Raw genomic sequence first — 12,513 nt, 5'->3', positions numbered from 1 at the left:
GGGAAACTCCTCCCCGCGATGACTACCCTGGAACTCCTCGCCGAGGCCGTCGCCTCCGGCAAAAGCAACGACGCCAAGGCCCTTGCCCAACGCGCCCTTAACGAGGGCACCCCGCCCGGCACGATCGTCGACCAGGCCCTCGTTCCCGCGATGACCTCCGTCGGCGACAAGTTTAAGCGCAACCTGATCTTCGTCCCCGAGATGCTCATCGCGGCCCGCGCAATGAAGGCCGCCATGCTCGAGCTCGAACCCAAGCTCATCGCCGCCGGCATCACCCCGAAGTACACCGCCGTCCTCGGCACCGTCCAGGGCGACCTCCACGACATCGGCAAGAACCTCGTCGGCGTCATGTGGAAGGGTGCCAACTTCAAGGTCGTCGACCTCGGCACCAACGTCCCGCCCGCCAAGTTCATCGCCGCCATCCGCGAGCACCAGCCCCAGATCGTCGGCCTCTCCGCCCTGCTTACCACCACGATGCCGGCCATCACCGACACCGTCCGCGCCATCCGCGCCAGCGACTGCCCCCCCGTGAAGATCATGATCGGCGGCGCCCCGGTCTCCCAACACTTCGCCGATGAGGTCGGGGCCGACGGCTACACGCCCGACGCCGCCTCCGCCGTTGATCTCGCCCGCACGCTCGTCGGCGCCGCCTGACCCCCGCCATGAAATACCGCCAACTCGCCATCCCGCATGCGGATGGCCTGCTCTTCGGCACCGCGCCGCACCCGCTCATCACCCGGCGCGGACTGCGCCTGGGCGGCGGCCTGGTGTATCCGGAGCTCAACTTCACGCTCCCCGCCATGGAGGTCACCGCCGCGACCATGCCGGTCGTGGCGCGACACTACCGCGACATCATCACCGACGCCCTCCGCCGCGCGGTCGACCTCGACGCCCCGGGTGTGGTCATCGAGTTCGAAACCCTGCCGCCCATGACGGCGACGCCCGCGTTCGGCCTGGAAATCGTCCAGATCCTCCTCGGCGCCATGGAGGAAGCCCACCGCCAGCACGGTCTCAAATCGGTCCTCCGGATGACCCCCAACGACAACCGTGAGTTCGCGCGTCCACCGGTCATGCGCTCCGGCGAGCACTGGGAACGCATGCTCGAGCTCTTCGACGGCGCCGCGCGCGTCGGCGCCGAGCTCCTCAGCATCGAATCCGTCGGCGGCAAGGAACTGCACGACGACGCCTTGATGATGGGCGACCTCGGGCAGGTCATCTACTCGCAGTGCGTCCTTGGCGTGCGCGACATGGAATTCCTCTGGCGTCAGCTCGGCGCCATCGCCCGGCGCCACGGCGTCGTCTGCGCCGGAGACACCGCCTGCGGCTTCGGCAACACCGCCATGGTGCTCGCCGAGCAGCGCATGATCCCCCGCGTGTTCGCCGCCGTCGTCCGCGCCGTCTCCGCCGTGCGCACCTTGGTCGGCTACGAACAGGGCGCCGTCGGTCCCGGCAAGGACTGCGGTTACGAGAACCCCTACCTCAAGGCCATCACCGGCTACCCGATGGCGATGGAGGGCAAAACCTCCGCCTGCGCCCACCTCAGCCCGCTCGGCAACATCGCCGGCGCGTACGCCGACACGTGGTCCAACGAGTCGGTGCAGAACGTCCGCCTCCTCGCCGCCTCCGCGCCCACCTGCTACCTTGAGCAGCTCATCTACGACTGTCGCCTGATGAACCGCGCCCTGGCTGAGGGCACGGCCTCCGCCCTCACCCTCCGGCGCTGGATGGTCGACTCCGACGCCGCGCTCGACCCGCAGGCCTGGGTGCTCACGCCCGACAGCGTCATCGCCATCGCCCAGGCCATCGTCAGCGCGCCGAACCATTATCAGGCCGGCGTCGCCGCCGCGCGTTGCGCCATCACCCTCCTGCGCGACGCGCACGCCACGGGACGCTGCCGCATCGCGCCGCGCGAAGTGCCGTTCCTCGAAACCATGCTGGCGCACGTGGACGCCCTGCCGGCCGATGAGGCCGAGTTCATCGCGCAACAGAAGGGCGTGGTCGACGCCTCCCGTTACCTGCCCGCCGAATACGGCGTGTAAGCCGGTGCGGCCCGGCCGGTCCCCATCACCGTCGGGCCGTCGCGTCCACTCCCTGCCCCGGCCGTCTTCCGGCCTCTGGCACTGACATCTGACCTCAGGCTTCCGGCTTCCGTCCTCTGGCCTCCGGCTTCCGGCCTCCGGCTTCTGGCTTCCGTCCTCTGGCTTCCGGCTTCCGGCCTCCGGCTTCTGGCTTCCGTCCTCTGGCCTCCGGCTTCCGGCCTCCGGCTTCTGGCTTCCGTCCTCTGGCTTCTGGCCTCCGGCTTCTGTCCTCCGGCTTCCGGTCCCACGTCAGCAGTACACGTTCACGGCGCCAGGCTCCACCTTCACGTCGATCCTGGCGCGGTGATCCGGCAGCTTGGCGAAGTCCGCCGGTGTCATCGCAATCTTGTCGTCGATCCGCAGTTCGCAGGGGGCGATCTCGAGCCGCAGTTTCTTGATCGCCTGTTCGTGCAGCGAGTTCTTGCCCTGGTCGTGCGCCACGTGCCGCTCAAGCTGTTCTATAAACGTCTGCCGCTCCTCACTTGGGACGGACACGACGTTGAGCTTGCCGTCGGTCGGCTTCGCGTCGTTGGCCAGCACGATGCCCGGCCCCGCGCGGCTGATGTTCAATATCTCCAGCAACAGGAACTCGTCCTTAACCTTTTCCTGACCAAACTTCAGCCGCGCCTTGATCGGCGGCATCTCGTGCGTCAGCGCCACCAGCACCGACACATCGCGGTGCAGCTTGTCCGCCGCACTGGGAAACGTGTGCACCGTGTGTTCATCCAGGCTGTCGAGGATCGCCATCGTGCGGCTGATCAACCCGAAGCCGATGCCCTCAATGAAGGCGGTGCGTCCCCAAGGTCCCTTCGCGACGCCGAGATCCACCGCGCGCGGCTTGCCGGTCTTCCAGCCGGCGACAACGGCCGCGACGTCGGTCGATATGCCGAGGCTTCGGGCGATGTTGTTGGCAGTGCCGAGCGGCAGGATTCCAACCGGAGCCTTCCGACCCGCCATGCGGATGACGGTCCGCCGGATCGTGCCATCTCCGCCCGCCGCAATCACCATATCGGCGCGGTCCAGGAGCTTACCGTTCCCGAGCCCCTCTTGGACGGGTGAGTACGTGACCTTGTGACCGTGACGCTTCAGGAGGCGGACAAGCTTGGCCTCCGTATGGTCCTCATCCCCGGCGGTGTGGTTGTGAAGCAGGAGGGCATCCATGGCGCAGCGTGGCGGGAACCAGACAGGCGGAGCGGGTACCAGTTCGGCATGCGCATCCTGATTTCGAACGACGACGGCATTTACAGTCCCGGCCTGGCGGCCCTGGCGCGCATGGCCTCGGCGTACGGCGAGGTCCGCATCGTGGCGCCCGACGTGGAGCAATCCTCGAAAAGCCACTCCATAACCTCTTCCCGTCCGCTGAACATCCGCCGCACGCAGGTGCCGCTGCTGGACGGTTTCGAAGCCTACCGCGTGGACGGCACGCCGGCCGATTGCGTGGCGCTGGGCGTCTCGAGATGGGGCAAGCCGGACCTCGTGCTGTCGGGCGTGAACCTCGGGCCCAACCTCGGCAACGGCATCTGGCATTCTGGCACCCTCGCCGCCGCGAAGCAGGCGGCCTTGCACGGGGTCCGCGGCATCGCGTTCAGCACGCCGGTCCCCGATGACGAACCCAAGTTCGACCGGGTCATGCCTTGGGCCCGGAAAGCGCTGGAGATTCTGCTCCCGCACGCCCAGTTGCCCCTCGTCAACGTGAACATCCCGGAGAACGCCCGGGGCCTCGCGTGGACCTGCCAGTCGTTTCGGCATTACGACGGTTACGTCGTGCCGGGCACCGACCCGCTGGGCCGCCAGCACTACTGGTTCAGCGTCCGCCCCATCGAGGAAGTTGAGCCCGGCAGCGACCGCTGGGCCGTCGAGAACCACTTCGTGTCGCTCACGCCCCTGCGCCTCGACCTCACCGACGAGGCGCGGCTCGAAGAGGTCGAGAAACTAACCCCGCTCGACGCCAGCTGCGCCGCCAGCGAAACGGCTCGGTGACGCACGGTCTCCCGGGCCCGAAGCGCATGGTGTTCCCTCACTTCTCGTCGCCGATGCACCACTCGTCGTGCCAGCGCAGGACGGGGACGTCGTTTTCAAAGGCGATCGGGAGCCAGATGTAGCGGCCATCGATCGCGTCCTTGGGACGCCACCGGTCCGCCATGAAGATGAAGGTGTCCTTCCGTCCTTGCACGGGCAGCACGAACGTCGACTGAGACTCGAACGTATTCGCGCACTGTTCCGGCGTGCCAACGCATGGATTGCCGAGCGACCGCCACGGCCCCCAGATCGAGGTCGCCACCGCCAGCCGCGCGGCGTTCGGTCGCCAGCCGGTGCAACCCGAGGTGAAAAGGAAGTACTTTCCGCCGCGCTTCAGCACCGCCGGCGCCTCGTTGAACTCTCCCGGCAACACCCGCACGTACCGGCCTGCGGGCCGCAAATAGTCGTCCGTCAACTGCGAGATCTGCAACGTGCCGTTCTCCTCGGACGCGTAGAGGTGGTACGCCTTTCCGTCGTCATCGACGAACAGCGTCATGTCGCGTGCCATCTGCCCGCCGGCAAAATCGCGTCGGCAAACCAGGTCGCCAGGGAAGCTCGGCACGGGGCCGCCCACCAGCTTCAGCTTTTGGAGCTTATCCGCCTCCTCCGCACTCAGCGGCCGGCGCGCGTCCGCCGGCAGGTTCTCCGGCCACACGCCTGCATTCGGCCGGAAACTGCCCAGAAAGCGAAAGGGACCCGTCGGAGCGTCTGCCACCGCCACGCCGCTCCGCGCGGCGCGATAGCCCTGGCCCTTCAGCTCGAGGTGAAACCACATCACGAACTTTCCGGTGCGCGCGTTGTGCAGGACTTTTGGCCGCTCGAGAATGCAGCCGCGCGCCAGGTCGTGCGCCGGATCGTCCGAGACCGCCAGTGCGATCCCGGCGTCCGCCCAATGATAGAGATCCCGCGAGGTGTACACGTGCACGCCCACCTCCGCGCGGTTGCCGGCGCCGCCGGCCACCTTGTGCTCGCCGTACCAGTAGTACGTTCCGTCGTGCCAGAGCACGCCTCCGCCATGGGCGTTGAGATGCACTCCGCGATCGTCGGGCCAGAGTTCCCCCGGACGAAACGAGGGGACCGCCGCCACCGCGGCCGGCAAGGCGATCGCCAGCAGCAGCGTGACCAGAACCCGCGGCGAGAAGAAATCACGGCGAACGAGGGAGGCGATCATGGGCGGGAGAAGACGAACGAAACGGAGCTGAGCCGCGGAGGCTAGCGGCCGGACCGGGGCCGGCGCCACCTTGCATTGCGCCCCCGCGGTTCAGGGGACCGGACCACGCTAGAAGCTGACCTTGGTGGTGAAGAGGAAGCTGATCGGCTGCTGGTAGTCGGCGATGCGCGAGGCCGTCGCCACGCGATACGGGACCGAGAGGTCGCCGCCGGGCGCGCGCAGCGTGATGCCGGAATCCTGATACACGATGGCCTGCTCGTTCAGGAGGTTGCGGATGTTCAGCTGAAAATCCACGTCCCGGCGGAAAAGCTTCGTGTGGTAGCCAATCGTCGCAACCGTGTTCAGCGGCTGCTCGATGTACACGTTGTTGTAATTATCGACGGTCGGATCGTCCACGACCACACCCGCCGCATTCACGATCGACTGGCCCACGCGGGTGCCGGCGACGTTACCGCGCCGGCCGCCACGCCACTGCACGCCCAGGCCCAGGCGCAACGCCTTGAACAGGCCGCCCTGCACGGTGTAGTCGGCGTAGACGTTGCCGCGAAGGTAGGTGACGATGTTCTGCCGCCCCAGCCGGGCGGGCGCGACCACGCCGGAATATTGCGCCCACATGTTGTTGTACGCGTTCACGGCATTCGTGCGCGCGGTGCCATTCAGCGGCGTCACGGCGGGATTCGCCACCGCCAGTCCCGGCGCGCCGCTCGCCTGCGTGCCGCCGGTCAGCATGCCGCCGGCGTCGGTCAGGACGTCCCGCAACGCCGGCTCCCACTCGCCCAGCCACGCCGCCGTGAGTTCGTACTGGTCGAAGCTGCCCTGCTTGGACGAGCCGCCGTTGAGCGTCACGCGCAACCCGCGGATCGGCTTGCCGGTCACCTCAACCTCGAAGCCCTTGTTCCACTGCGAGGCATAGTCGTTGGTGGCGAAGTCCTGGATGCCGCGGACGTTGCGGTCGCCGGTCACGGAGTTCGCCGCCGGCTGCTGCGCGAGCAGCGTGTTGGCCTGCTGCACGACCGAGCTCGTGATGCGGGCGTGGTCGGCGACATTGTAGTACGCGTTCAACTTGATGAAGAACCGGTCGTCGCGGGTACGCAGCCGAATGAAGCCGTCGGTGCCCCAGCCTACGCGGGCCGTGACCAGCTCGTTGTTGATCGTGAACGTGTCCGTCGGCGGCACCGAATACGTGCTCGCCCAGTTCGCGCCAATGTCGACCCACGGGAGCACCTCGAGCACCGCGCCGTAGCTGCCGGTGAACTTGTTTCCCTTGTTGGGCGGCGGGTTGAAATCGTTGCGGAAACGGTCGTTCGCATAGAGCGGGTTCCGCAGGTTGAGATTGAGGTTGGTGTTGCCGACGCTCGCCACCGCGGTGCTGGTGCGCGGCCGGGTCACGGCGCGCAGCGGCGTGGTCACGGTCGGGTTGCCGCTGGCGTTCCTGGTCACGTACGTGAGGTCGTACCAGTCGGACGGCGCGTCGGGCTTGAAGCTGAGCGTCGTGCCGTCCCAGTCCGCCGGCAGGTCGCCGAAGTCGGGGCTCTGGCGAACGCGCGAGTCATATCGGTCGAACCGCGGCACCGCCGTCAGCGCCAGCCGGCGGCCGAATACCGAGTAGAGGCCCTTGACCGGCAGCGAGAGCACCGAATTGGTGCGCTTGGTCTCGCCCCAGGAGCCGAGCGACCAGCGGGGCTTGAGCGCGGCCTCCTGCGTGCCGGTGAGCACGTTGCCGGTGCCATAGGCGTTGCGGCTGAGCGTCGCGGGCAGGTCGGAGATCTCGTTGTAGGGCCGGGCGGTCGCGTTCCAGTACTCGCGATAGTAGATCTGCAGCACGCTGTTGGCCCAGACGCGCGCGTCGGGCACCTCCGCCGTGGTCATCCACAACCCGCGGTCCTTCACCTCGGTCGTGTTGATGTAGGTGTTCAGCACGAGGTGGTAATCGCCCCAGCGGCCGAAGTCGTGCTTCCAGCCCAGGTTGAAGCGGGCCATGCGGCTCGAGGTGTAGCGCTCCGAGATGCGCGCCGAGGCGTCACCGTAGGGCTGGAGGAAGTACGGGTTGGCGGTCCCGTCCGGCAGGTTGCGGTTGATGTCGATCCGGGTCGTGCGCCACTGGTTCGTGTTCTGCATCCGGGTGTCGTGCGTGCGGTTGAAATCCACGCCGAGCTCGGCCACCAGGCTGGGCGTGAACTCGTGCGTGATCGCCGCGTTGAAGTCCTTGTTGTGCTGCTCGAACACGGGGTGATCCGGCAGGTAGGTGAAGGTGCGGTCCGGCAGCCGGAACGCCGAGTTGGCGATCGCACGGTCGAAGCGGTCGCCCGGCAGGTTGTCCTGGCCGAGGAACCAGATGTCGTCGCCCGGGTTCGCGGTCATGGTGGGCGCCGCGTTGTTGTTGCCGCCGTTGCCGAACGGCAGGCCCGTGCCGCGATACCACGCGCGCCCCGCCGAATAGAGCGGCGTGTCCGCGTTCTCGTCGCCGCGGCGCGTGAGGCCCTCATTCTGCCGGTTGTACACCTTGCCGATGCCGGGCACGAAGACGTAGTAGAGCCCGCTGCGGCGATCGACGCCCTGGTTCGCGCCCTGCTTCGCCATGCCGGTGTACATCGCATCGGTGATCGGCGTGCTGAACGTGGTCGCGCCATCCCAGCCCGAGAGCTTGTCCGTCACCAGTGTCACCGCCTGGCTGCGTTCCACCAGGTCCGCCACGCCTTCGAAGGTGATCTGGGTCTTCGGCAGCGGCAGGTACGTGCCGGCCACGGTCAGGCCCTTCGTCTTCTCAAACTCGCCCCGGCGCCAGCCGTTGCGGTCGAACCACACGGCGTTGCCGCGCACCGCGAAGTTCTTCGTGACCGGCACATTCGTGTCGACCGTCGCGCGGTAGTAGTCCCACGAGCCGAACGTCGTCGAGACCGTGGTGAACGGCCGGCCAAGCCGCGCCCGCTTCGAGGTCGCACTGATGCCGCCACCGAGCGGGTTGTCGTTCGAGCCGTTCGTGATGTTGAACAACCCGGCGTTCGGCCCGCGGCCAAACTCGTAACGCTCCAGGTTGTACGAATCCATGATGCTGGCGCTGAACGAGAAATTCCGCTGGCCGTTCGTGGACTGCACGATGCCGCGGACGTTCAGGAGATTGGGGTTGCCGTACATATCCACGCCCTGGCCGTCGTAGATCGGCGCCGCGTTCGTCGACCACTGCGTCGCCTCCACCAGGTTCGTGATGTTCAGCGCGTCCATGAAGTCGCGCGTCATCGAGGAGAACGGCGCCGCCACGTCCTTCATGTCGAGGTTCAGCCGCCCGCCCGTGCCCATGCTCGTGGCCACGAAGCCGTCGTCCTTGTCCGAGGTGACCTCGAAGGGCGAGAGCGCGATCACGTCGTCGCCCGCCGCGGCGGCTTTCGCCGTCGTGGCCGTCGGGGTCGCCGCCACCGCCGCATTGGCCGGCTCGGATGCGGCCCGCTCCACCGGGCTCGGTTTCGGCGCCACTTGGCCCGAGAGCGAAGAGAGGGCGAACAGCACCGCGCCAAGCGCGCAGGCCGGTCGAAACAAGGCAGCCGGAACGTGAATCGCGGCAGGTTGAACGGACGGTTTCATGGGGTTGGTGTCTTGGAAAGGGCGAGATCGCCGGGTCGGCGAAAGCGCATCGCAGCGGGGCACAGGGAACGCGGCCAACGTACCCAGCACCGCCACGGCTACGACCCTTTTGCCGGTTAGCCGTTAACCTGATCCGCCCGCCGCGCCAGTGCCTCACCTCAGGTTGCCTGGTCTCGGACGCGCGCGCCGCGCACGCCCAGGAGCCCGCGCTACGCCCCGATCACCTGCCAGGCCGCCACCTGATATCCCGGCGTACCCGCGTCGAGGTCATGCGCGCGTTCCACCCGGCCCTGACCGCGCGCGCGGTCCCAGTGCAGCCGCACCTCGTTGAGCCGGGCCGCGAAACGGCCATCGTCCTCATACAGCCGCGCCTCGCGCGCACCATCGCCATACACCCGGGCCGTGAGCCGCCAACTGGCGGGATCGCCCGTGTGCAGCGTGGCATCCGCCAGGGGCAGCACTGCCCCACTCCGCACAAAGACCGGGGTCTGCCCGAGGGGCGCGCTCACGACGAAGCGCCGTCCGCCTTGCCGCCGTTCGCCGGTCCAGAAGTCGAACCAATCCCCCGGCGGCAGGTACACCGTGCGCCGCGCCGCCCCCATCGCGTCCGCCGCCCGCGCCGAGCCAGAAGCCACTGCCCGCACGATGATCGGCGCGACCAGCAGGGCATCGCCCACGAGGTACTCGTCGTCGATCGTGGCCGCCGCCGGGTCGTCCGGGAAATCCATGACCAGCGGTCGGAAGGGCGGCAGGCCCTCGCCCGCATACCGCACGAAGGCGGCATGCAGGTACGGCACGAGCCGCATCCGCAGTTCGGCCAGCGCCCGCACCCGCGCCTCCACCTGCTCCCATCCCGCCGCAAAGCGCCCGGCATGGTTCGCCGCCCGCTCCCCCTGCTTCCAGGGCGGATGCTTCAGGTACCAGCCGTTCACCATCATCAGTGGCGAGAACACCGCCATTTCGATTCGCCGGACCAGTTCGACCGGGTCCCGGGCGTCCCGCACCTCCGGCGTCCACAACAGCCCCGCAAAGCCGGCCGACGCCAGGCCCCGCACGAACTGCCGGTGATCGTAAAGGTCGCTGTAGAGGACATAAGGCAAGGGGCTGGCGAGCGCCCCCGAGGAACGCACCAACCCGTAGGTGCGCTGTCGCCGCATCGTGAACGCCGCCTGCAACGCCTCCTGGTAGCGCAGGCCCAGGAGCGAGTGCATCTGCTCGCCGTCCGCCCCCGACGGGAAGCGCGCATGCTCCGGAAACGACCAGTTCCCGGTGAAGTCCGAGTTGTCGCACTCGTCGGCCTTGAACCCGGCAAGTCCCTCCGCGATCAGCCGCGCGTGGTGCGCCGCGAAGCACCGCCGCGCCTCCGGATCGAGGAAGTCCGGCACCACGCCGCCCCAGACCGCGACGTTTCCCACCCGCGGCAGCAGCGCCTCATACATCGGCGCCGAGGGGTGGACAAAGGCCTGCTCCCACGCGTTCACCCGAAAGCCAGCCGCCGCCAATTGCGCGAGCATCTCCGCCGGCGCCGGGAACCGGTCACTCCACGAGTACGAACACGCGTAGGCGTGCGTCTGCCAATACGGCTCCAGCCCGAGCACGTCGCAGGGGACCCGCCGCGCGCGCAGTTCCGCCGCGAGGGCCAGCGTATCGGCCTGCGTGGCGTCCGTGTGCTCCCGATACCAGAAGCCGAGGCCCCACCGCGGCGGCACCACGCCTCCGCCCGCGAACAGGTTGTAGCGCTGCACCGCCTCACGCAGCGACGGTCCGGCAAACAAGTACATGTCGACCCCGCGCGCCGGCGCGGGCACCTCGATCAGCACCTCACTCGGCTGCCCCAGCCCGAGCCGCTCGGGCGGAGTGACGCCGTTCCAGTCGTCGCGCCGCGCCGACGTTGCGCCCCCCTCGCGGACGCGCGGTGGTGCCGCCACCTTGTTGCCCAGGTAAAACGTCGCGTAACGCGCCGTGTCCACGAACACGCCGTAGCCTCGATTCGTGACGTAGAACGGCACCGGCGCATGGCTGTCGCCGGTGTCCAGCCGGGGGTCGGCGTTGACCCGCAGCCGCTTCTTCGTTCCGCGGTGCTGGAACGACTGCAACTGCAGGCCCAGCCCATAGACTCGTTCGCCGGCGGCCAGCGGCATCCGGAGCAGGACGCCGCGGCTGGAGATCTCTGCCGCGACGACGACCGGCGCGCCCGCCGGCGCCGGCAGCCGCGCCAAGGCGTCTGCGGCCACGTCATACCCGCGTGTGCGCACGGGTGTGATCGGTTCCGGCTCGCCAAACGTGACGCGCCAAACGCCGGGAAAGAGCTCAGTTGCAGGAGCGGGCACGGCTCAGCCGTCCTGGCGGTCACTCCGTCGTGCCGTCGTTCGCCCGAGCCGGACCGGATGGCGCGGCGGCCGTCGGTGTTTCGCCTCGGGATGCGCCGGTACGCTCACCAGAACACGTCCCGGACCTGCACGCGCCGCGCCAGCGCCTCCATGAAGAAGTAGTCGCCCCAGCTCGCATACACGGAGCGTGGGACGACATGGCGCGTGGCCGGGTCGAAGCTCTCGCCCACCTCAGCCTGCCGCAACAGGCCGGGGCAGCCGGGATCCGCGTTGAAATAGTCGGGCGCACCGAGCCGGGAGAGCAGCGCGTCGGCCCGCGCGGCGAGTTCCGGCTCATGGGCATGCGCGCAGATCTCGTCGATACCGCACACCGCGATGGCGGCCGCCGAGGAATCGCGCAGCCGGGGCTGACCGGCCGGCAGCCGAAAATCCCAGGGAGGCACTCCTTCGTCGTCGAGCTGCGCGCAGAAGGCGCGCGCGAGCCTCCGCGCCGTCTCCAGATACGCCGTCGCTCCGGTGTGCCGGTATGCGAGGGCAAAGCCGTAGATCGCCCACGCCGTGCCGCGCGCCCACTGCGATTCAACGTCGTAGCCGCAATAGTTGTCCGGGCCCACCGGCCGGTCGGCCCACGGGTGGAACCGGTACGCATGGCAGACGCTCTGGTCCGGGCGCACGAACCGCGCGCGGGTGGTGTCGGCGTGCCGGTGCGCAATCTCCGCCAGCCGGACGTCGCCCGTCTCCCGGCTCGCCCACCAGAGCAGCGGCAGGTTCATGAGGCAGTCGATGATCGCCAGCCCCGCGTAATCGGTGTCGGCCTCGTCCATCGGCCCCCACGCCTGGATGAATCCGCCCTCCGGCCGGAACCGCCCGGCGAGCACTTCGGCCGCCTGTAGCGCCGTCGCGCGGTCACGGGCATCCCCGGCCAGCCGGTACAGCCCGACCGAATACAGCGAATACAGGAAACCCAGGTCGTGCATGGTCTCCCGGCGGTGCGTCGTCACCTTCGCGCGGTACACTTCGCGCAGCTGCCCGAGCGGCTCGAGCAACGTGGCATCACCGGTATGTTGATACGCGAGCAGCGCCATGCCGGTGCAGAACGAGGAGGTCCAGTTGCCGATCTCGAAGAACCCGTCGCCCGCGGCGAAATAGTCGCCGTCCCCCGCCCACGCGGCCGCGCCCGGCCGTGCCGCCAGCCGCCGCACATTGGCGCCCGCCTTGGCGACACACGTCGCCAGCCAGGCGGCCGCGGTCGCCGGCGCCAGGGGGGAGAGGCTCGGGTTCGGGAGCATGGCGATGACGGTGCCGGACGCCGGAAAGGGACTCGACACCTTCGCGG

Annotated in this window: 8 protein-coding genes; 3 read left to right on the top strand and 5 right to left on the bottom strand. The window is 68.6% G+C overall.

Features of this window, described 5'->3' with window-relative positions; translation table 11 throughout:
* Positions 1-18 precede the first annotated feature (18 nt).
* Positions 19-654 (top strand): corrinoid protein, encoded by a 636-nt coding sequence (locus DB354_RS13505; protein ID WP_107836162.1) that lies wholly within the window; start codon positions 19-21, stop codon positions 652-654.
* An 8-nt stretch (positions 655-662) separates the two neighbouring features.
* On the top strand, positions 663-2,039 hold the full coding sequence (locus tag DB354_RS13500) for a methyltransferase MtaB domain-containing protein (protein WP_107836161.1): 1,377 nt from the start codon (positions 663-665) through the stop codon (positions 2,037-2,039).
* Positions 2,040-2,327: 288 nt separating this feature from the next.
* On the opposite strand, the gene DB354_RS13490 is transcribed toward DB354_RS13500, so the two are convergent.
* Positions 2,328-3,239 (bottom strand): diacylglycerol kinase family protein, encoded by a 912-nt coding sequence (locus DB354_RS13490; protein WP_107836160.1) that lies wholly within the window; start codon positions 3,237-3,239, stop codon positions 2,328-2,330.
* Between the two features lie 48 nt (positions 3,240-3,287).
* Between DB354_RS13490 and surE the strand changes: the two genes are divergently transcribed.
* Positions 3,288-4,058 carry a 5'/3'-nucleotidase SurE gene (gene surE / locus DB354_RS13485; RefSeq protein ID WP_107836159.1) on the top strand — a complete coding sequence of 257 codons (771 nt, stop codon included), beginning with the start codon at positions 3,288-3,290 and terminating at the stop codon, positions 4,056-4,058.
* A gap of 37 nt (positions 4,059-4,095) precedes the next feature.
* Here surE and DB354_RS13480 read toward each other — a convergent pair whose 3' ends face one another.
* The 4 genes from DB354_RS13480 to DB354_RS13465 all read right to left on the bottom strand — a co-directional run bounded on the left by DB354_RS13480 (position 4,096) and on the right by DB354_RS13465 (position 12,505).
* Positions 4,096-5,268, bottom strand: a complete 1,173-nt coding sequence (locus DB354_RS13480; RefSeq protein ID WP_107836158.1) for a glycoside hydrolase family 43 protein — start codon at positions 5,266-5,268, stop codon at positions 4,096-4,098.
* A gap of 108 nt (positions 5,269-5,376) precedes the next feature.
* Entirely contained in the window at positions 5,377-8,847 is a 3,471-nt protein-coding gene (locus tag DB354_RS13475; protein WP_146180249.1) for a hypothetical protein, read from the bottom strand.
* Between the two features lie 209 nt (positions 8,848-9,056).
* Entirely contained in the window at positions 9,057-11,102 is a 2,046-nt protein-coding gene (locus tag DB354_RS13470) for a glycoside hydrolase family 31 protein (RefSeq protein ID WP_199226856.1), read from the bottom strand.
* A 179-nt stretch (positions 11,103-11,281) separates the two neighbouring features.
* The gene (locus DB354_RS13465) at positions 11,282-12,505 is read right to left on the bottom strand and encodes a glycoside hydrolase family 88 protein (protein WP_146180248.1); all 1,224 of its coding nucleotides are present in this window, start codon (positions 12,503-12,505) and stop codon (positions 11,282-11,284) included.
* Between the last annotated feature and the right edge of the window lie 8 nt (positions 12,506-12,513).

Origin of the sequence: Opitutus sp. ER46, from assembly GCF_003054705.1 — a bacterium.
GTDB lineage: Bacteria > Verrucomicrobiota > Verrucomicrobiia > Opitutales > Opitutaceae > ER46.
This window is presented reverse-complemented; position numbering and strand designations above follow the sequence as displayed.